The 18,548-nt window shown below is 65.4% G+C and carries 19 protein-coding genes and 1 tRNA gene; 13 read left to right on the top strand and 7 right to left on the bottom strand.

Going from position 1 to position 18,548, the window contains the following annotated elements; genetic code table 11:
- Positions 1 to 4: 4 nt before the first annotated feature.
- Positions 5 to 81 (top strand) — tRNA-Arg (locus E0473_RS02735).
- Positions 82 to 249: 168 nt separating this feature from the next.
- Here the strand turns inward: E0473_RS02735 and E0473_RS02740 are convergent.
- The 3 genes from E0473_RS02740 to grxC are packed head-to-tail and all read right to left on the bottom strand — an operon-like array spanning position 250 to position 1,851.
- Positions 250 to 738, bottom strand: a complete 489-nt coding sequence (locus E0473_RS02740) for a DUF1178 family protein (protein WP_137679308.1) — start codon at positions 736 to 738, stop codon at positions 250 to 252.
- A gap of 7 nt (positions 739 to 745) precedes the next feature.
- Entirely contained in the window at positions 746 to 1,546 is an 801-nt protein-coding gene (locus tag E0473_RS02745; protein WP_137680031.1) for a carbon-nitrogen hydrolase family protein, read from the bottom strand.
- A gap of 41 nt (positions 1,547 to 1,587) precedes the next feature.
- Positions 1,588 to 1,851 carry a glutaredoxin 3 gene (gene grxC, locus E0473_RS02750; RefSeq protein WP_137679309.1) on the bottom strand — a complete coding sequence of 88 codons (264 nt, stop codon included), beginning with the start codon at positions 1,849 to 1,851 and terminating at the stop codon, positions 1,588 to 1,590.
- 126 nt (positions 1,852 to 1,977) lie between these two features.
- Here grxC and E0473_RS02755 point away from each other — a divergent pair, with 126 nt between their 5' ends.
- Positions 1,978 to 2,454, top strand: coding sequence for an Hsp20 family protein (locus E0473_RS02755; protein ID WP_137679310.1), 477 nt, complete (start codon positions 1,978 to 1,980; stop codon positions 2,452 to 2,454).
- A gap of 262 nt (positions 2,455 to 2,716) precedes the next feature.
- On the opposite strand, the gene E0473_RS02760 is transcribed toward E0473_RS02755, so the two are convergent.
- The 3 genes from E0473_RS02760 to tpiA form a co-directional block, all read right to left on the bottom strand.
- Positions 2,717 to 4,357 carry a CTP synthase gene (locus E0473_RS02760; protein WP_137679311.1) on the bottom strand — a complete coding sequence of 547 codons (1,641 nt, stop codon included), beginning with the start codon at positions 4,355 to 4,357 and terminating at the stop codon, positions 2,717 to 2,719.
- A 107-nt stretch (positions 4,358 to 4,464) separates the two neighbouring features.
- Complete coding sequence (gene secG, locus E0473_RS02765; RefSeq protein WP_137679312.1) at positions 4,465 to 4,851, bottom strand: preprotein translocase subunit SecG; 387 nt, start codon at positions 4,849 to 4,851, stop codon at positions 4,465 to 4,467.
- Positions 4,852 to 4,968: 117 nt separating this feature from the next.
- Positions 4,969 to 5,727 carry a triose-phosphate isomerase gene (gene tpiA, locus E0473_RS02770; protein ID WP_137679313.1) on the bottom strand — a complete coding sequence of 253 codons (759 nt, stop codon included), beginning with the start codon at positions 5,725 to 5,727 and terminating at the stop codon, positions 4,969 to 4,971.
- Between the two features lie 248 nt (positions 5,728 to 5,975).
- Here tpiA and E0473_RS02775 point away from each other — a divergent pair, with 248 nt between their 5' ends.
- The 11 genes from E0473_RS02775 (at position 5,976) to lexA (ending at position 16,307) form a co-directional block, all read left to right on the top strand.
- Complete coding sequence (locus tag E0473_RS02775; protein ID WP_137679314.1) at positions 5,976 to 7,910, top strand: peptidylprolyl isomerase; 1,935 nt, start codon at positions 5,976 to 5,978, stop codon at positions 7,908 to 7,910.
- 12 nt (positions 7,911 to 7,922) lie between these two features.
- The gene (gene trpE / locus E0473_RS02780; RefSeq protein WP_137679315.1) at positions 7,923 to 9,434 is read left to right on the top strand and encodes an anthranilate synthase component I; all 1,512 of its coding nucleotides are present in this window, start codon (positions 7,923 to 7,925) and stop codon (positions 9,432 to 9,434) included.
- The gene (locus E0473_RS02785; RefSeq protein ID WP_137679316.1) at positions 9,431 to 10,270 is read left to right on the top strand and encodes a phosphodiester glycosidase family protein; all 840 of its coding nucleotides are present in this window, start codon (positions 9,431 to 9,433) and stop codon (positions 10,268 to 10,270) included. Before trpE ends, E0473_RS02785 begins: the two co-directional genes overlap by 4 nt.
- On the top strand, positions 10,267 to 10,878 hold the full coding sequence (locus tag E0473_RS02790; RefSeq protein ID WP_137679317.1) for an anthranilate synthase component II: 612 nt from the start codon (positions 10,267 to 10,269) through the stop codon (positions 10,876 to 10,878). Before E0473_RS02785 ends, E0473_RS02790 begins: the two co-directional genes overlap by 4 nt.
- A complete protein-coding gene (gene trpD, locus E0473_RS02795) occupies positions 10,875 to 11,843 on the top strand; it encodes an anthranilate phosphoribosyltransferase (protein WP_137679318.1) in 969 nt (322 codons plus the stop codon). The genes E0473_RS02790 and trpD overlap by 4 nt, the downstream gene beginning before the upstream one ends.
- A gap of 19 nt (positions 11,844 to 11,862) precedes the next feature.
- The gene (trpC, locus tag E0473_RS02800) at positions 11,863 to 12,651 is read left to right on the top strand and encodes an indole-3-glycerol phosphate synthase TrpC (RefSeq protein WP_241657307.1); all 789 of its coding nucleotides are present in this window, start codon (positions 11,863 to 11,865) and stop codon (positions 12,649 to 12,651) included.
- A gap of 4 nt (positions 12,652 to 12,655) precedes the next feature.
- A complete protein-coding gene (locus E0473_RS02805) occupies positions 12,656 to 13,027 on the top strand; it encodes a tRNA-binding protein (protein ID WP_137679320.1) in 372 nt (123 codons plus the stop codon).
- A gap of 113 nt (positions 13,028 to 13,140) precedes the next feature.
- The gene (locus E0473_RS02810; protein WP_137679321.1) at positions 13,141 to 13,629 is read left to right on the top strand and encodes a PilZ domain-containing protein; all 489 of its coding nucleotides are present in this window, start codon (positions 13,141 to 13,143) and stop codon (positions 13,627 to 13,629) included.
- Positions 13,630 to 13,887: 258 nt separating this feature from the next.
- Complete coding sequence (gene moaC, locus E0473_RS02815) at positions 13,888 to 14,358, top strand: cyclic pyranopterin monophosphate synthase MoaC (RefSeq protein ID WP_137679322.1); 471 nt, start codon at positions 13,888 to 13,890, stop codon at positions 14,356 to 14,358.
- On the top strand, positions 14,355 to 15,560 hold the full coding sequence (locus E0473_RS02820; RefSeq protein ID WP_137679323.1) for a molybdopterin molybdotransferase MoeA: 1,206 nt from the start codon (positions 14,355 to 14,357) through the stop codon (positions 15,558 to 15,560). The genes moaC and E0473_RS02820 overlap by 4 nt, the downstream gene beginning before the upstream one ends.
- 69 nt (positions 15,561 to 15,629) lie before the next feature.
- On the top strand, positions 15,630 to 16,307 hold the full coding sequence (lexA, locus tag E0473_RS02825; RefSeq protein ID WP_137679324.1) for a transcriptional repressor LexA: 678 nt from the start codon (positions 15,630 to 15,632) through the stop codon (positions 16,305 to 16,307).
- A gap of 30 nt (positions 16,308 to 16,337) precedes the next feature.
- On the opposite strand, the gene E0473_RS02830 is transcribed toward lexA, so the two are convergent.
- A complete protein-coding gene (locus E0473_RS02830; RefSeq protein WP_137679325.1) occupies positions 16,338 to 18,521 on the bottom strand; it encodes a ComEC/Rec2 family competence protein in 2,184 nt (727 codons plus the stop codon).
- Between the last annotated feature and the right edge of the window lie 27 nt (positions 18,522 to 18,548).

Consider the following 18,548-nt stretch of genomic DNA (forward strand, 5'->3'; position numbering starts at 1 on the left):
GCGTGCGCCCGTAGCTCAGCAGGATAGAGCATCGGATTCCTAATCCGGGGGCCACAGGTTCGAATCCTGTCGGGCGCACCAATGGGCGGCATCCCGCAAGGGGGGGCGCCTATTGGTTTGTCCCCGTCAGGTTCGCCCCTCGTTCGGAGCCGAAGCCGCGCAGCGGCACAGGCCTGCGGGCTCGATTCCTAAACCCAACACAGGCCGGGGCAGCAGCAGCACGATCAACGTGCTGCCGAACCTTGACGCTCAGTTCAATTCCTCTGGCGGGGCAATGGGCAGCGGCAAAGGTGCAACCGGCACACCTTCCTCCATCAGCTCGCGTGCTTCCTCGATGCTGGCTTCACCATGGATCGCCGCCTGTTCGCGCTCACCATAGTGCATCGCACGCGATTGCTCGGCAAAGCCCTTGCCGACCCAGGTGCTGTTCTTAAGCGCCTCGGCCTGGGCCTTGGCCAGATGCTCCAGCGCTGCTGCGACCTTGGGCGGCATCGGCGCGTTGGCGACCGGCGCTTGCGGCTCGGCAGGCGCCTGAGGTTCGGCGGAGAGTGACCGTTCTACGAACTGGTTACCCTTGCGCGGCACGGCTGGCGCCATCGGCGCTTTCGCGATCGCGCTCGATCCGCATTGCGGGCAGCACAGCAAGCCCTTGTCCTGCTGCGCGGTAAAGTCATCTGACGAGCGGAACCACCCCTCGAAGGCGTGGCCCAAATCACAGCTGAGTTCGAACACTATCATCAGATTGTCATCTAGGCAGATCGCGCCGATTGGCAAGGCTGGGCAGCTGCGCGCGCACCTCGGTGATGCGCACAGGGTCGATCCTGGCGAGGCCGGGCTGATCCTGCGCGCTTGCGCCCATGTCGAGCACCACCTCACCCCAAGGATCGACCACCAGCGAGTGGCCATAGGTGCTGCGCCCGTCCGCGTGCTCGCCCACCTGCGCCGCCGCCACGACATAGGCGCTGGCCTCGACCGCTCGGGCGCGTTGCATCAGATGCCAGTGGGCGTCACCGGTCGGAACGGTAAATGCAGCGGGAATCGCGATACAGTCGCACTTCTCGCGGCCCAGAGCCTCGAACAGCGCGGGAAAGCGGATATCGTAGCAGACCGCGAGACCAAGTCGGCCCACCGGCGTATCGGGCACAACCACCACCTTCTCGCCGGGGGCATATTGCGCCGATTCGCGCCAGCTCTCGCCACTCGACAGGGACACATCGAACATATGGATCTTGTCGTAGCGGGCACGGATCTCGCCCCTGTCGTCGATCACGAGGCTGCGATTGGCCCAGCGCTCATCCTCCAGCCGCTGCACGGGCAGTGAGCCCAGCGCCAGCCAGATACCATACCGCGCCGCGCAGTCGCGCAGACGCGCAAGCTGCCGGTTATTCGCCTCGGGCACGACATGCTCGGCCGCCCGCTTACGGTTGCGATCGAGCAGCAGCGCCATTTCTGGCGTGAAGAGCATGGAAGCCCCCTCCCCCGCCGCGCGCTCCATGCCTGCCGCTATGCTGCGCGCATTGGAATCGGGATCGATCCCGGTGGTCATCTGCAAGACCGCGATGGAGGTGGGGGCGCTCACGTGTCAGCCTAAAGTCCGAGCATCGCGTCGAGCTTGCCCGCCGATTCAAGCGCAGCGAGATCGTCAGAACCGCCGATGGCCTTATCGTCGATGAATATCTGCGGCACCGTGCTCGCATCCGGCTTGCGGTTCAGCATTTCCTGCCGCTTCTCGCCGCCCATCGTGATGTCATACTCTTCGTAGTCGACGCCCTTGCTGTCGAGCAGGCGCTTGGCGCGGTGGCAGTAGCCGCAATAAGCCTTGGTATAGATTTCCACGCGCGGCGTACTCATCGTCTCTGATCCTTTCTGGTGGCGCGCTTCCTCTTGAAAGCGGTTTGGCCGACCCTATTTTTTTGCTGGGGGCGCCGCAACCGGGCCCGCACATAGTCAAATTGCTCAAAAGAGGATTTGTTTCACATGAATCGTTTCGATCTTACCCCCTATCGCCGCTCCACCGTCGGATTCGACCGCCTGTTCGACCTGCTGGAGAACAACGCCCGCAACGCTGGCGGCGACAACTATCCCCCGTTCAATATCGAGCGTCGCAGCGAAGACGCCTATCGCATCACCGTGGCCGTGGCCGGGTTCAAGCGAGAGGATCTCGACATTACCGCGCAGCAGAACCTGCTCGTCGTGCAGGGCCGCAAGCGCGCCGAGCACGCCGAAGGCGACATGCTGCACATCGGCATCGCCAACCGCGGGTTCGAGCGCCGCTTCGAGCTGGCCGACTATGTGCGAGTCGACAATGCCGACCTCGCCGATGGCCTGCTGGTGATCGATCTGGTGCGCGAAGTGCCCGAGGCGATGAAGCCCAAAAAGATCGCTATCGGTGGAAACACGCTCGAAGTGGTCAGCGACAACAGCGAAGGCGATAAGTCCGCCGACGCGGCCTGATCTTCAGCTGATCTGATAGCTTGAAAAGTTTGGGGGCGGGTTCATGGGCACCCGCCCCCTCGGCTTGATGGCCGACTCACCCCCCCAAAAAAACACGCACCCCGGGTCGCAGTAGGGCGAATGTTCGAGCGGCAAGCTTGTTGCGCCAGGCCGATTGCATCGGTTGCGCTTAACGTGGATTCGCGGGTTCGCAGAAATATGCCTGACTATGACCGACAATCAAGCCCGATTTCTACGATAATAGACTGTATTACCCAGACAATTAAACGAGGCGGGACTGCTCCAGCGCGGCGGCTATAAACCCTGCGAACAACGGATGCGGGTCAAACGGCTTGCTCTTGAGTTCCGGGTGGAACTGCACACCCACGAACCATGGATGATCGGGCCGCTCCACGATCTCGGGCAGCAATCCATCCGGGCTCATGCCTGAAAAGATCAGGCCGCCATCTTCCAGCCGTTCTTTGTAAGCCGAGTTGACTTCGTAACGGTGGCGGTGGCGCTCGGAAATCTCGGTCTCGCCGCCATAGATGCGCGAGACATGGCTGTTGCCGGCCAGCACCGCATCAAAAGCGCCAAGCCGCATGGTGCCGCCCAGATCGGTCGCGGCGCTGCGCTGTTGCAGGCCCTCCTTGCTCATCCACTCGGTGATGATTCCCACGACAGGTTCGTCGGTCTCGCCAAATTCGGTGGAAGAGGCGGTGGCGATACCGGCTGTGTTGCGTGCGCCTTCGATGCAAGCCATCTGCATCCCGAGGCAGATGCCGAAGAACGGCACCTTGCGCTCGCGCGCGAAGCGGACGCTGGCGATCTTGCCCTCGCTGCCGCGCTCGCCAAAGCCGCCAGGCACGAGAATGCCGTGCAGCGGCTCCAACTGGGCGGCGATGTCGGCATCGTCGAGTTCGAACACCTCGGCGTCGATCCAGCGGATGTTGACCTTCACCCGGTTGGCCATGCCGCCATGCACCAGCGCCTCGTTGAGGCTCTTGTAGGCATCGGGCAGACCGACATACTTGCCAACCACGCCGATGGTCACTTCGCCCTCGGGATGTTCGTAGCGGTCGATGATATCGTCCCATACCGCCAGATTGGGTTGCGGCGACTTGGACAGCATCCCGAAGTGACGCAGCACCTCTTCGTCCAGCCCCTCGCGGTGATACTGCAAGGGCACGGCATAGATGCTGGAGGCATCCAGCGCCTGGATCACCGCTTCCTTGCGCACATTGCAGAACAGCGCGATCTTCGCGCGTTCGGTTTCGGGCAGCGGGTGTTCGCAGCGGCACAGCAGCAGGTTGGGTTGCACGCCAAGGCTGGTCAGCTCGCGCACCGAGTGCTGCGTGGGCTTGGTCTTCAGCTCGCCCGCAGCAGAGACATAGGGCACCAGCGTCACGTGAATGAGGCACGACTGATCGGGTTCCAGCTCGTTGCGGAGCTGGCGGATGGTTTCGATGAACGGCAGGCTCTCGATATCGCCGACGGTGCCGCCGATTTCGCACAGCACGAAGTCGAGATCTTCCTGATCGGCGAGCGCGAATTCCTTGATCGCGTCGGTCACGTGCGGGATCACCTGCACCGTGGCGCCGAGATAGTCGCCCCGGCGTTCCTTTGCGATGATGTCGCGATAGACGCGGCCCGAGGTAATGTTGTCGCTCTGCCGCGCCGAGACGCCGGTGTAGCGTTCATAATGTCCGAGATCGAGGTCGGTTTCGGCCCCGTCGTCGGTCACATAGACCTCGCCGTGCTGATAGGGGCTCATGGTCCCCGGATCGACGTTCAGGTAGGGATCGAACTTGCGAATGCGGACCTTGTAGCCACGCGCCTGCAAAAGGGCGGCAAGGCTTGCCGCCATGAGACCTTTTCCGAGCGAGGAGACCACGCCGCCGGTGATGAAAATGTACCGCGCCATGGGAGGTGGGCCTTAAGCTGCCTCGTGGATTCGACGCAAGCGCAAAGCTTGCAATAATCCCCCGTCAGGCCGAGCCTGCGGGGGATAACCACGTCAAATGAAGATTGTTATTCGCTGACGCCTGCCAGCGGATCGTCGGCCGGAGCCTGAGCAGGGGCCTGCTCATTCGCCGACGGAGCCGAGGGAACGCCCTCTGCCGCGCCGCCAGCAGGCTCGGTCACCGAACGATCAAGCGAATCGTCGATCGAGCGCGTGCCCGAGGCATCGACCGCCACCGCCGCCAGCACGATGGCCAACGCCACGAACAGCACCGCAGCCCATTTGGTGGCACGGGTGAGGAAATCGGCCGCACCGCGCGCGCTCATCACGCCGCCGGGGCTGCCGCCGCCGCCCATGCCGAGCCCGCCGCCTTCAGACCGCTGCATCAGCACGAGGATCACGAGCACGAAGGCGACAAGCGCCTGCACGACGGTGAGGAAGAGGAAAAGACCCATTATGACTTCTTTGCTGCTGAGCGCCTTCGCGCCTGTATCAAAGCGGGCGATCTAGGCGTTTCGACCCGTTTGCACAAGTCACCGGCCCCGACCGCGCCGCCCTGCCCTGTTCGCGCCTTAGCTGTCCTGCGCTTCAGCGGCGGCGATGATGATGCCGAGAAAGCTCTCGGCAGTCAGGCTTGCGCCGCCCACGAGCGCCCCGCCAACCTCGTCGGCAGAGAGCAGCTCCGACGCGTTGTCGGGCTTGACCGAGCCGCCATAGAGGATGCGCACGGTCTCGCCCGCTTCGCCCAGCAGTTCCACCAGCTTGGCGCGGATAGCCCGGTGCATCGCGCTGACATCGTCCACCGTCGGCGTGCGACCGGTGCCGATCGCCCATACCGGCTCATAAGCGACGGTAAGCCGTTCGGCCGTCTGCTCACCGCCGGGCAAAGAGGCGGCGAGCTGGGCGGTCACAACGGCCTCGGCCTCGCCCGCGTCACGCTGAGCCTCGGTCTCGCCGACGCAGACGATCGCGTTCATGTTTGCCGCGATGGCGGCATCGGCCTTGCTGCGCACCATCTCATCGGTCTCGCCATGATCGGCGCGACGTTCGGAGTGGCCGACGATCACGAATCCGGCCCCGGCATCCTTGAGCATGGCAGCCGAGATATCGCCGGTATGTGCCCCGCCTTCGGCAGTGTGGCAGTCCTGCGCGCCGACGCCGATCAGCTCGGCCTCTTTGCGGGTGGCGTGGATAAGTGTGAACGGCGGGGCCAGCGCGACCTCGACCTTAACCATCCGTTCGGCGGCGCGATCGATTGCGCGGGCTTCGGAGAGCATGGCACGCGTGCCGTGCATCTTCCAGTTTCCAACGATGTAGGGGCGCTGGGCCATTGAAATTCCTGTAATCTGTGTGTGTCGAGCGTGGCGGCTATAGCAGCTGCATCGCCATCAAGATCAAAGCGGCTAGTCAGACGCGGCGAGCTTGTCAAAGCCGCTTTTTCCCCCGACGACAATCCGCACACTGGCTGTTGCGGGCGGGTCGCAGCCGGGATAAGGCGCAGCCAGTGTGCCCTCAAGCGGGGGGCGCGACCAATTCCCAACAGATCCCTTGGATCGCAGGCGACAGATAAAGCTGCTTCATGCTCACTTTCTTCCGTAATTTCTTCAAGTCCAAGGTCGGCGTGGTGGTGACACTGGGCTTTCTTGGCCTGATCGCCCTGGCCTTTGCCAGCATGGACGTGTCGAGCACCGGCGTGTTCGGCGGCGTATCGGGCGGCGATCGGGTTGCTCGGGTCGGCGACCGGCGAATCAGCACGGCGGACCTTTCCACCAGTGTGAGCAACGAGGTCGAGCAGCTGCGCCAGCAGAATCCGACTCTCACAATTCAGAGCTTTGCAGCCGAAGGCGGCGTGGCGAACGTGCTTCAGCGCATGATCAGCCGCTGGAGCATTGCCGAGTTCGCCGAAAAACTGGGCCTGCGTGCAGGTGACCGATTGGTCGACAGCGAGATCGTTTCGATCCCGGCCTTCCGCGGGGTCGACGGGAAGTTTTCCGAAGATGCCTTCCGCGGCGCGCTCACCCAGCGGGGCCTGAGCGAAAGCGCGGTGCGCGAGGATCTGGCCATGGGCCTGATGGCGCGCCAGCTGGTGACCCCGGCCGCGCTCGCCTCGCGTATGCCGACAGCGCTCGCGCAGCGTTACGCACAGCTTCTGGGCGAGAGCCGCAGCGGCGCGATCGCTCCGATTCCTGCGGCCGCCTTCGCCCCCGAAGGCGATCCGAGCGACGAACAGTTGCAGGCCTTCTACACACTAAACCAGTCGCGCTTCATCCGTCCCGAACGGCGCGTGCTGCGCTATGCCGTGTTCGACGACAGCGCGCTCGGCACGCTTCCCGCCCCCACGCAGGCGCAAATCGCCGCCCGTTACGAGCGCGACAAGAATCAGTATGCCGCCCTGGAAATGCGCGGGCTGACCCAGCTCGTCGTGCCGACGCAGGCAGCCGCGCAGGCGCTGGTCAACGAAGTCTCCGGCGGTGCATCGCTGGAAGCAGCGGCGCGGGCCAAGGGGCTCGCCGCAACCAAGGTCGAAGAACTGAGCAAGGAGGCGCTCGCCTCGCGCACCTCGCAGGCCGTGGCTAATGCCGCCTTTGCGGCCCGTCAGGGCGCGCTTTCCGCGCCGGCGCAGGGTCCGCTCGGCTGGTATGTCGTGCGCGTAAACGAGGTCACCAATCGGCCCGGCAAAGCGCTGGCTCAGGTAAGCAGCGAAATCACCGAGCAACTCAGGACCGAGCAGCGCCGCCAGGCTTTCATCGCTGCGGCAGAGGCGTTCGACGATGGCTTTGCCGATGGTCGCAGCCTGTCGGACATGGCCGACGAATATAAGCTGGAGCTGACGTCCACCCAGCCGCTCACCGCCGATGGCCGGATCTACGGAACAGGCGAAGAGGCTCCGATCGCGCTGGCGCCCGTTCTCGAACTGGCGTTCGATGTCGATGAAGCCGATCCGCAGCTGGCCGAAACCGTCGCCGGCGAAAGTCTGGTGCTGTTCGAAGTCAGCGAAATCACCGCATCGGCCCCCGCCCCGTTGGCGGAAATCCGCGACGACGTGACGCTCTCCTGGCGCCGCGACACCGGCATGAAGGCAGCTGGCGAGGCTGCGGGCCGGATCCTCAAGCGTGTTGAGGGTGGCTCCACGCTGGCCGCAGCCGTCGCCGCCGAGACCAAGAATCTGCCTCAGCCGCAGAACGTGACGCTTAACCGTCGCGAGTTGGCGCAGCAGCAGCAAGTCACGCCCACCACGATGCTGTTCTTCTCGATGGCCGAAGGCACAACGAAGCGCGTCGAGCAGGCGCCCTCATCGGCCTGGTTCGTGGTGTCTCTCGACGAGATCACCACACCCGAAGTCGCCGCGGACGATCCGCTCGTGGGTGCAACCCGCCAGCAGCTCTCGCGCAGTGCGGGCGAGGAATATACCGAGCAGCTGGTCCGTGCGATCCAGCAGGGCCTGGAAGTCGAGACCAACCAGTCGGCGGTCGATGCTGTGATTGCGCAGCTCACCGGCCAGAACCAGCAGTAAGAGGAGGCTAACTTGGGCGCACAGCCGCTCAACGCTGCGCAGGCACGAGCCAGCCTTTCCGCTGGCCAGAACGCGCTCGTCTGGCGCCGGATCGTGGCCGATACCGAGACGCCGATTGGCGCCGCGCTGAAGCTGATCGAACCGGGCCGGGGTGATTTCCTGCTCGAGTCGGTCGAGGGCGGCGAAGTGCGCGGGCGCTATTCGCTGCTCGGGCTCGACCCTGACCTGATGTTCCGCGCCACGGGGCCGAGCGCCGAGATCAACCGCAAGTGGCAGCACGACCGCGAGGCCTTCGCTCCGCTCGATGGCGATGCGCTCAGCGAGCTGCGCGCGCTGGTGGCGAGCTGCCGGATCGACGTGCCTGCCGAGCTGCCGCCTGCGCTCGCCTGCGTGGTCGGCTATTTCGGTTACGAGACCATCGGCCTGGTCGAGAAGCTCCCGCGCGCGCCGCAGAGCGAACTCGCCCTGCCCGACATGCTGTTTGCCCGCCCCACTTTGGTGCTGGTGTTCGATTCGCTGACCGACGCGCTGTTCGTGATTGCTCCGCTATGGGCGGGCGCGGGCGAGCCCGACATGCTTATCGAACGCGCAGGCGAACGGATCGACGAGGCGCTACGTCAGCTTTCGGGCGCAGTGCCGCCCTCGCCGCAGCTGGCCGTGCCCCCCGATCTAGACCTCGAGCCGGTGATGGACGAGGCCGAGTACGAGCGGATCGTTCTGGCCGCGAAGGAGTACATTTCGGCGGGCGACATCTTCCAGGTAGTGCTGGCGCAGCGCTTCACCTGCCCGCTGCCGGTGCCGCCGATTGCACTCTATCGCTCGCTAAGGCGGGTGAACCCCTCGCCATTCCTCTATTTCCTCGACCTGCCCGGTTTCGCCGTGGTCGGGTCTAGCCCCGAAATTCTCGTGCGAGTGCGCGATGGTGAGGTGACAATCCGGCCCATCGCCGGGACCCGTCCGCGCGGCAAGACGCCTGAGGAGGATGTGGCGAACGAGCAAAGCCTGCTCGCCGACCCCAAGGAATGCGCCGAGCACCTGATGTTGCTCGACCTCGGACGGAATGACGTGGGCCGGGTGGCGGCGGCGGATTCGGTTCGCGTCACGGCACGCTCTATCGTCGAGCGTTACAGCCATGTGATGCACATCGTCTCGAACGTGGTGGGCAAGCTTTCGCCCGATCACGACGCTATCGACGCAATGTTCGCAGGCTTCCCGGCAGGCACCGTCTCGGGCGCGCCGAAGATTCGCGCCTGTCAGGTGATCGCCGAACTCGAACCCGAAACACGCGGGCCTTACGCCGGCGGCGTCGGCTATTTCGCGCCCGATGGCTCAGTCGATAGCTGCATCGTGCTGCGCACCGCCGTCATCAAGGACGGGGTGATGAACGTACAGGCGGGCGCAGGGATCGTGGCTGACAGCGATCCGGCCTATGAGGCTGCCGAGTGCCGCCACAAGGCGGGCGCATTGATCGCCGCCGCGCGCGAGGCGGTGCGGGTGGCAAGCGAACCGGGCTTCGGCCAGTGACCCGCGCACCGCTGCTGGCCGCGCTCCTGCTGCTGGCAGGCTGCGGCGACGCACCGCAAGGCGGCGAACCGGTCGTGCGCATCGCGCTCGATGGCGGGAGCGAGGATGGCGGCGCGGCCTCTCCCTCCGCATCCTCGTCAGCCGCGGCGTTCGATGCCTGCGAGGTCATCACCTTCGAAGAGCAGCGCTTCGTCGACTGTATCGCTGATCCTGCGGAGCACAGCATCGCCACCGCGCTCAGCCCGGCCGGCGGCGCGCCATTCCGTTCTTTCGCATCCTACCGCAAGGCAAACCCGCAAGCCGATGTCGCATTCGCCATGAACGGCGGCATGTTCGACGATGCGGGGATGCCGGTCGGTTATTTCGTGAAAGATGGCGAACGGCTGAAAGAGCTGAACCGCGCCAATGGCGGGGGCAACTTCCACCTCAAGCCCAACGGCGTGTTCTTCGGCAGCGGCTCCACCTGGCAGGTTCTCGACACCGAAAAGTTCTACAGCACCGTGCTTGAACGCCCACAGTTTGGCACCCAGAGCGGCCCGATGCTGGTGATCGACGGCGAGATCCACCCCGAGATCACCGAGAACGGCCCCAGCCGCCTTCTGCGCAACGCGGTCGGCGTTGACAAGCAGGGCCGCGCGCACTTCGTCATCTCGCAAGGCCCGATCAGCTTCGGGGTAATTGCGCGCCTCTATCGCGACCGGCTGAAGACCCCGAACGCGCTGTTCCTCGACGGCACGGTGTCGAGCCTGTGGGACCCGGTGGCGGGCCGCATGGACAAACGTGCCCCGCTCGGCCCCTTGATCGTGGTGAAAAACAAGGCAAGAGCACAACCATGAGCCAGCCCGACATCCTCGTTGTCGACAACTACGACAGCTTCACCTTCAACCTCGTCCACTATGTGATGGAGCTCGGGGCGAAGGTCGAAGTGGTGCGTAACGACGCGCTCACCGCTGCCGAGGCGCTGGCGACAGGAGCCAAGGGCATCCTGATCTCGCCCGGCCCCTGCACACCGAATGAAGCGGGCATTTCGCTCGATCTGGTCGCGGCCTGCGCTGATGCCGAGCGGCCGCTGATGGGTGTGTGCCTTGGCCACCAGTCGATCGGTCAGCACTTCGGCGGCATGGTGACGCGCGGCGGCCTGATGCACGGCAAGACCAGCGCGGTCACACACGACGGCACTGGTCTGTTCGCGGGCTTGCCCTCGCCTTACACCGCCACCCGCTATCACTCGCTGATCGTCGAAGACATTCCGGAGTGTCTGGTGGTCAACGCCACCAGCGAGACGCCGGGGATCGATGGCGCGGCAGTGATGGGCTTTCGCCACGAGAGCCTGCCGATTCACGGGGTGCAGTTCCACCCCGAAAGCATCGCCACCGAACACGGCCACGCGCTGTTGGCGAACTTCCTGCGCATCACCGGACTGGAACCGAAAGCGCTGTCATGAGCATGACGATGTCCGAAAGCCACGCGCTGTTCACGCGGATGCTGAACGGCGAGTTGGGCGACGATGAGATCGCCTCGATCCTGATCGAGCTGACCCAGCGCAACGAAACGGCAGAGGAAATCGCCGGCGCCGCGCAGGCCATGCGCGAGACCATGCTGCGCGTCAAAGCGCCCGCCAATGCCATCGACGTTTGCGGCACGGGCGGCGACGGGCAGCATTCACTCAATATCTCGACCACCGTCGCCATCGTGCTTGCCGCCTGCGAGGTGCCGGTTGCCAAGCACGGCAACCGGGCGGCCAGCTCGAAGGCGGGCACCGCTGATACGCTGGAAGCACTGGGCCTCGATCTGGACGGCGCGGGCCTCCATGCCGAACTGACACTGGGCGAGATCGGCATCGCCTTTCTGTTCGCGCAAACCTATCACCCCGCCATGAAATACGTGATGCCGATCCGCAAGAAGCTGGGTCGGCGCACGATCTTCAACCTGATCGGTCCCATCGCAAACCCGGCGGGCGTGCAGCGCCAGCTGATCGGCATTGCCCGGCCCGACTATGTGCCGATCTATCGCGATGCGATGAAGCTGCTGGGTATGGACAAGGTCATGATCGTTTCGGGGCTCGAAGGGCTCGACGAGCTTTCCATCGCCGGGCCGACCCGCGTGGCGACGCTTGGCATCGAAGGCTTTGGCGATGTCATCACGCCCGAGGATGCCGGCCTGCCGCGCCACTCGCTCGACGCGATCCGGGGCGGCGACCCAGACCATAATGCTGCGGCACTCGCGCGCCTGCTGCAAGGCGAAAAGGGTGCCTATCGCGATGCGGTGCTGCTTAATGCCGCTGCCGCGCTGGTGGTGGCGGGTGAGGTGACGACCCTGCGCGATGGCGTGGAAGAGGCTGCCGAGGCGATCGACAAGGGGCTGGCCAAGGCGCTGCTCGACTGCTGGATTGCCGCGAGCAAAGGTTAGGCCGAGCCGGAGACTGGTTTTGGACAAGTTACAGGAAATCTGCGCCACCAAGCGCGAGGAAGTCGCCGCCCGTAAGGCGTCGACGAGCCTTGCCACACTGGACGAAGCCGCCGCTGAGCAAACGGCCCCGCGCGGGTTCGAAAAGGCCCTGCGCACCAAGGCCGAAAGCGGTTTCGGCCTTATCGCGGAGGTCAAGAAGGCAAGCCCGTCGAAAGGCCTCATCCGCGAGGACTTCCACCCCGCCACCCATGCGCGCGACTATGCCGCTGGCGGCGCGGCCTGCCTTTCGGTGCTGACCGACGCGCCCTATTTTCAGGGCCACGAGGACTATCTCAAGCAAGCCCGTGCGGCCTGCGATCTGCCGGTATTGCGCAAGGATTTCATGGTCGATCCCTGGCAGGTGACCGAGGCGCGCAGCATCGGGGCTGACGCGATCCTCATCATCGTCGCCGCGCTGGAAGATGCGATGATGGCCGAAATCGAGCAGTCCGCCCTGGCACACCAGATGGACGTGCTGGTCGAAGTCCACGACGAGGCCGAGATGGAGCGTGCAGCAAAGCACCTCACATCGCGCCTGATCGGGGTCAACAACCGCAACCTCAAGACCTTCACCACCGATCTTGCCAACACCGAGCGACTTGCGGCGCTGGCGCCCGAAGGCGCTCTGCTGGTGGGAGAAAGCGGCATCCGAGATCATGCCGACTGCCAGCGGCTCGCCAAATCGGGCGTGCGCTGCTTCCTCGTCGGCGAAAGCCTGATGCGGCAGGATGACGTGACGGCGGCAACCCGCAAATTGCTCGAGGGATAACGCAATGCACCTGCTGCACGACGCCGATGCCCCGATCGCCGAGCAGATAGGCTTCGACCAATTCCTCGCTGTCGACATCCGTGTGGGCACGATCATCGCCGCCGAGCCTTTCGAAAAGGCACGCAAACCCGCTTACATTCTGGCGCTCGATTTCGGCCCAGTCGTTGGCGAGAAGAAAAGCTCGGCCCAGATCACCGTGAATTACACCTGCGAAGAGCTGGTCGGTCGGCAGGTCGCCGCCGTAGTGAACTTCCCGCCGCGCCAGATCGGCCCGATGATGAGCGAGGTCCTAGTGCTCGGCTTTCCCGATGCCGATGGCGAGGTCGTGCTGTTCGCACCTGACAAACCATTGGCGAACGGAGTGCGGCTGTTTTAGCGGCTTGGCGGCGCATAGCTAAGTTTTGCCGGTACAGACTAGCGCAATCGCCTACATACGGTCCTTTACCGCTTCTCAATCAAAATAGTCGATGGCGGTGATGGAGGTCCATCATGCTGCCCAGAGTTGCCGCCCTGTCACTACCGGCGCCGTTACTTGATCGAAGAAACGCCAGCCGGCGGACCTTCACTCTCAGCTTCGATGCGACCGAACGGCCGGGCACCACGCCTGTGTCGATTCTCGATCTGTCGCAGACCGGTATGCGCATCAGCTCGACAGCAAATCTCGAACTGGGCGAATACCTCGAGGTCGCGCTTCCGCAGGCCGGTACGGTTTCGGCAATCGTCGTCCGCATTGCTCGGGGCGATGCCGAAAACGAGTATGGCACCGAGTTTCTGGAGCCGATCAGCCAAGGAGCGGTGAGCGCTGCTCTGCTTGCCGCTCCACCGCTTTCGCGTCCGCAGCTGGAACAACCGGTCTATCCCGAGCCGCACGTCGAAAAGCTCGGCTATCGCACGCGTCTGGTGATCCTTGGCGGGCTGACAGTCACCACCTGGCTGCTTGTCGGCGCTGCCGGCTATATGATCGCACGCGCGATTTAGCGAGCATCGCCCTGCTGTCGGCAAGGTCCGACAGAGCGAAGCTGCAAAAGCCGCCACTCTCCTAAAGGCCTCTTCCTACTGGCCCCTGTCCTACAGGCCGCGCCTGTGCCATCAGAGCGGCATGACTCTGATGACACAGAACCAGTGCAAAACCGCGCTTCGCAGCGCCCTTGCGCGCGGCCGGGAAATTCTCTTCAGGACAGTGTCACACCTGTACCACCTTGCAGCGAACGCAACACCGACGGAGACCGCCATCCGATGAGCAAGCTCACCCATCTCGACGAGACCGGCGCAGCGCGCATGGTCGATGTCGGCCATAAGACACCAAGCCAGCGCAGCGCCACTGCCGAAGGCCGCATCGCCATGCAGCCTGCCACCTTGCAGGCCGTGCGCGAAGGCTCCGGCCCCAAGGGCGACGTACTCGCCGCAGCCCGCATCGCCGGGATCATGGCGGCCAAACGTACGGGCGAACTGATCCCACTGTGCCACCCGCTCGCGCTCGATACCGTAAGCGTGGACTTCGCCTTCGAGGACAGCGCAATCCGCGTCACCGCGCGCGCCGCTCTCACCGGCAAAACCGGGGTGGAGATGGAGGCGCTGACCGCCGCTTCGATGGCGCTGCTGACGATCTACGACATGGCCAAGGCGCTGGAGAAGGGCATGGTGATCGAACAGGTCCGCCTGCTCGCCAAAACAGGCGGCAAGAGCGGCGACTGGCGCGCCGAATGAGCCTGCCCCCGCCCATCCCGCACGAGGAAGCACAGGCCCGCCTGCTCGCCATGGCCGCGCCGCTTGGCAGCGAGCGCGTGCCGACCGACGCGGCTGCGGGACGGTACCTGGCCGAGCCGCTGCTGGCGCGCCGCACCCAGCCCCCGGCGGACCTCTCGGCGATGGATGGCTATGCCGTGCGTGCCGACGAGCTGTCCGGGCCGTGGCAGGTGGTGGGCGAAAGCGCGGCGGGCCATCCGTTCGGGCGGGCGCTGGCACCTGGTGAAGCGATCCGCATCTCGACCGGCGCGCTGATGCCACCGGGCGAGGCCGCAGTGTTGCTGCAAGAGAACGCAGAGCGCGAGGGCGACGCGCTGAGTCTGACCGGCGACGACGCCGCCACGCCGCGCCACATACGCCGCAAGGGGCTCGACTTCGCGCAAGGCAAGGCTCTGCTGGACGCTGGCACAAGGCTCACGCCCGCCGCCGTGGCGCTGGCGCTGGCCGGCGGACATGGCGCGCTCGACGTGGGCCGTCTGCCCCGCATTGCCGTGCTCGACAGCGGCGACGAACTGGCCGCCGACCCGGAAGCCGTCGAACCGCACCAGATCCCGGCTAGCAACGGCGCGATGCTCGCCGCGATGTGCAAGGGACTGGTCAGCGGGATCGACCGGCTTGGGCCGGTGCCCGATACGATGGAGGCGATGCGCGCCGCACTGGCTCAGGCAGGCGAGGCCGATGTGCTCGTCACCAGCGGCGGAGCCTCGGTGGGCGACCACGACCTCGTCAGGCCCGCGCTGGAGGAATGGGGCGCCGAGATCGCCTTCTGGCGGATCGCGATGAAGCCCGGCAAGCCGCTGCTAATCGCGCGCAAGGGGGCGCAGTTCGTGGTCGGACTGCCGGGCAATCCGGTCTCGAGCATGGTCACAGCCTACCTGTTCCTGCTCCCGCTGCTACGGCGGTTGGCGGGCGCGGCACAGCCCCTGCCGCGAGCGATTACGCTACCCACACGCGATGCCCTGCCCGCTACCGGCGGCCGCGCCGAGTTCGTGCGCGCGCGGATGGGGGATGGCGGCGTGACGCTACTCGGGCAGCAGGACTCCTCGGCGCTGCGCGCACTAGCCGCGAGCGAAGCGCTGATCGCGCGCCCTGCCCATGCGGACGAGGCAATGGCGGGCGACATGGTGCCCGTCTATCTGCTTAGCGGTGGCGGATGGACTTGACTTGGCCGCAATCGTTCCATAGATGTTCCGCATTGGTTCCCGATTTGGGACTGTTTGACGGAGTGGCCCATGTTGACCGCGAAACAGCACGAGCTTTTGCTATTCATCCACCACCGGCTTGAGGAAACGGGCATTTCGCCCAGCTTCGAAGAGATGAAGGAAGCGCTCGACCTCAAGAGCAAGTCGGGCGTACACCGACTGATCTCGGCTCTGGAGGAGCGCGGCTTCATCCAGCGTCTCGCCAACCGTGCGCGTGCGCTCGAAGTGGTGAAGATGCCTGAGAACATGGCTGCCGGTCGCGCCGCCAAGGATGCTGTGGCCAAGGCGACCACACCGCCCGCTGCCGCACCCGCTCCGGCAAACGACGTCATCGAAATTCCGCTCCACGGCAAGATCGCCGCGGGGCAACCGATCGAAGCGCTGGAGGATAGCCGCAGTCTGCCTGTCCCCGTCGCGCTACTAGGTTCGGGCGATCACTATGCGCTGGAGGTCTCGGGCGACTCGATGATCGAGGCGGGCATCTTCGATGGCGACTTCGCTCTCGTGAAGAAGACCAACACCGCGCGCGATGGCGAGATCGTGGTCGCGCTTATTCGCGGTGAAGAGGCAACCCTCAAATACTTGCACCACGATGGCGGCAAGATCCGGCTCGATCCGGCAAACTCGGCTTTGCAACCGCAGGTCTATGCCGATACCGAAGTCGAAGTGCAGGGCAAGCTCGCCGGGCTCCTGCGGCGTTACCACTAATTGACCAGGTTGGTGGCGCTGGCGGGCCGATCAATCCTCGGCCTCGCCGCGCCACCAGCCGTGTTCGCCCTGCCCCTGCGCCACTGTGGTGACTTCTGGCGGATCGAGCAGGATGGCAAGGCCACCACTTGCCGCGAGCATCCGCCGGTCGGCCTTGAGCCAGCGCGGCCGGCATGAGCGCGGCAACCACCTGTCGGCGACGACGATATCGGCTCGCTGGCATGCCGCAGCCAGCGCCCGCTCCTCCACGATGAGGTCGCTGCGCGCGAGCAGGAAATGCCAGGCCCGCCCTGCGCGTTCCAGCGTGACCGAGCAGAACTCGGGGCTGCACCGTGCGCCGGGCCAGTCAGCCAGCGCCACCGGCTCCGCCTCGACCCCGGCCAGTTGCATCAGGTTGTCGCGGGTATAGGCGCTGTCGGTGTCGCGCAGCATGATGAGCCGCCGGTCGGCGGTGGTGATGCCCACATGTCGCCCGTCGCTCGAAACGAGTACGTCGGGAACGGGCGTGGCGAGCATCAGCACGGTCGCAAGCGCCACCGGCGCAAGACCCCAGGCGCGCGCCCGGCCCTGCCAAAGAGCGAGCCAAAGCCCGCCTGCGACAAACAGTGCCATGGTCCAGGCACCGGGATGCGGAAACAGCTTCACCGCACCGGGCTGAGCGGCGGTGAAGTGGGCGATGGCAAGCATGAGGTCGAGCGACTGGCCGGCCAGCCACCACACGGGCGCCCCCGCCCCGATCAGGTCGAGCACGAGAGCCAGCGCGATGAGCGGCATGGAGATGAAGGTGACGAGCGGAATAGCGATCACATTGGCCAGCGCGCCGTAGACCCCGGCGCGATGGAAGTGGAACAGCACAATCGGCATCAGCGCCAGTTCGATGACGAAGCCGGTGATGAGCAACATCGCGGTCTGCCGCCCGAGCCGCGTCAGGCGTGGCTCCTCGCGCGGGGCGAGGAAGGCCTTGGCCCAGCCGCAATTGTGCAGCGCGACAATCGCGATCACGGCGGCAAAGCTCATCTGAAAACTGGGCCCGACTATGGATTCGGGCCACAGCAGAAGCACGATCACCGCCGCCACCGCCACCATCCGCAGCGACAGCGGCGCCCGGCCCAAGGCCAGCGCGCCCAGCACCAGCAATGCGGCCACGCAGCTGCGAACCGTGGGGACCTGAGCGCCGGTCAGCAGCGTGTAACCGACCCCCGCCAACGCTGCGAGCGCGGCCGCGCCAACCGGCAGTCGCATCCGCAAGGTCAGCCAGGGCCACAGCGCCAGCAGGCGAATAGCGAGCAAGTAAGTCCCCGCGATCACAGCGCTGACGTGAAGCCCGCTGATCGAAAGCAGATGGGTAAGCCCGGCATCGCGCATCGCAATCTCGTCGGCCGCGCCAATTGCGCCGCGATCGCCGCTGGCAAAGGCGGCAGCGATGGTGCCCGAGGCTCCGCCAAGCTGCCCACGCACATGGGCCGAGAGGCGTCGCTGCACTTCGGCCAGCCAGCCCTCTCCGCCGGTTGCCGGTTGAACCAGCGCGATGTCACCCTGCACGCTGCCGGTGGCTGCATAGCCGGTGAACCAGGCGCTGCGCGCAAAGTCGTAGCCGCCGGGCAACATCGGCGAGGCTGGCGGCATCAGTCGCGCCGTGAAGGCGATCAGAGCGCCTTCGCGATAGGCCGGGTCGTCGTCGGCAAGCGGCACGTTGATGCGCACCTTGGCGGGTTCGCCTGTGTCGGGATCGCGGATGGCGAGCACAAGCCGCACCCGTTCGTCCGCCGGTTGTTCGATCCTTTCGAGCACCCGCCCCTCGAGGTCGGCCGACAGCGGGCGTTCGAACGCCTCCGTCCCGACCAATGCCGAGCGCGCCCACCCCGTCGCCACCCCGGCCGCGATCAGCAGACCGACAGTGACAATCGCGAGCAAAAGCTGCGCCCGGTCCTCGCGCCCGCGCCATGCGGCAAGCGCTCCCAGCGCCGCCATGGACCCTGCCGCCATCGCGCCAATCCAGGCGGCAGGCCCTGGCAGCACGAACCAGGCGGCCACGCCCCCGGCAAAGGCCACCGCCAACCACGGTCCGCGATCAAAGCCGGCATCGGCAAGGAATTCCTCGGCCCCGTCGCCAAGACTGGACAAAGAGACACGGCTCAGCCAATGCGGCTGCTGCGTCGCAGCATTACCGGTATCGTCTCCCAGCGGGACCAGCGGTGCCGAATGTGTGGCCATCAATGAGATTAGGACAGGATTACGTGA

It is taken from the genome of Aurantiacibacter suaedae, assembly GCF_005434915.1.
Classification (GTDB): Bacteria; Pseudomonadota; Alphaproteobacteria; order Sphingomonadales; family Sphingomonadaceae; genus Alteraurantiacibacter; species Alteraurantiacibacter suaedae.

What these genes read in the sequence shown, in the direction of transcription:
- E0473_RS02740 (WP_137679308.1), bottom strand. Translation starts at nt 738, where the DNA reads ATGATAGTGTTCGAACTCAGCTGTGATTTGGGCCACGCCTTCGAGGGG.
- E0473_RS02745 (WP_137680031.1), bottom strand. Translation starts at nt 1,546, where the DNA reads ATGACCACCGGGATCGATCCCGATTCCAATGCGCGCAGCATAGCGGCA.
- grxC (WP_137679309.1), bottom strand. Translation starts at nt 1,851, where the DNA reads ATGAGTACGCCGCGCGTGGAAATCTATACCAAGGCTTATTGCGGCTAC.
- E0473_RS02755 (WP_137679310.1), top strand. Translation starts at nt 1,978, where the DNA reads ATGAATCGTTTCGATCTTACCCCCTATCGCCGCTCCACCGTCGGATTC.
- E0473_RS02760 (WP_137679311.1), bottom strand. Translation starts at nt 4,357, where the DNA reads ATGGCGCGGTACATTTTCATCACCGGCGGCGTGGTCTCCTCGCTCGGA.
- secG (WP_137679312.1), bottom strand. Translation starts at nt 4,851, where the DNA reads ATGGGTCTTTTCCTCTTCCTCACCGTCGTGCAGGCGCTTGTCGCCTTC.
- tpiA (WP_137679313.1), bottom strand. Translation starts at nt 5,727, where the DNA reads ATGGCCCAGCGCCCCTACATCGTTGGAAACTGGAAGATGCACGGCACG.
- E0473_RS02775 (WP_137679314.1), top strand. Translation starts at nt 5,976, where the DNA reads ATGCTCACTTTCTTCCGTAATTTCTTCAAGTCCAAGGTCGGCGTGGTG.
- E0473_RS02790 (WP_137679317.1), top strand. Translation starts at nt 10,267, where the DNA reads ATGAGCCAGCCCGACATCCTCGTTGTCGACAACTACGACAGCTTCACC.
- trpD (WP_137679318.1), top strand. Translation starts at nt 10,875, where the DNA reads ATGAGCATGACGATGTCCGAAAGCCACGCGCTGTTCACGCGGATGCTG.
- E0473_RS02805 (WP_137679320.1), top strand. Translation starts at nt 12,656, where the DNA reads ATGCACCTGCTGCACGACGCCGATGCCCCGATCGCCGAGCAGATAGGC.
- E0473_RS02810 (WP_137679321.1), top strand. Translation starts at nt 13,141, where the DNA reads ATGCTGCCCAGAGTTGCCGCCCTGTCACTACCGGCGCCGTTACTTGAT.
- moaC (WP_137679322.1), top strand. Translation starts at nt 13,888, where the DNA reads ATGAGCAAGCTCACCCATCTCGACGAGACCGGCGCAGCGCGCATGGTC.
- E0473_RS02820 (WP_137679323.1), top strand. Translation starts at nt 14,355, where the DNA reads ATGAGCCTGCCCCCGCCCATCCCGCACGAGGAAGCACAGGCCCGCCTG.
- lexA (WP_137679324.1), top strand. Translation starts at nt 15,630, where the DNA reads ATGTTGACCGCGAAACAGCACGAGCTTTTGCTATTCATCCACCACCGG.
- E0473_RS02830 (WP_137679325.1), bottom strand. Translation starts at nt 18,521, where the DNA reads ATGGCCACACATTCGGCACCGCTGGTCCCGCTGGGAGACGATACCGGT.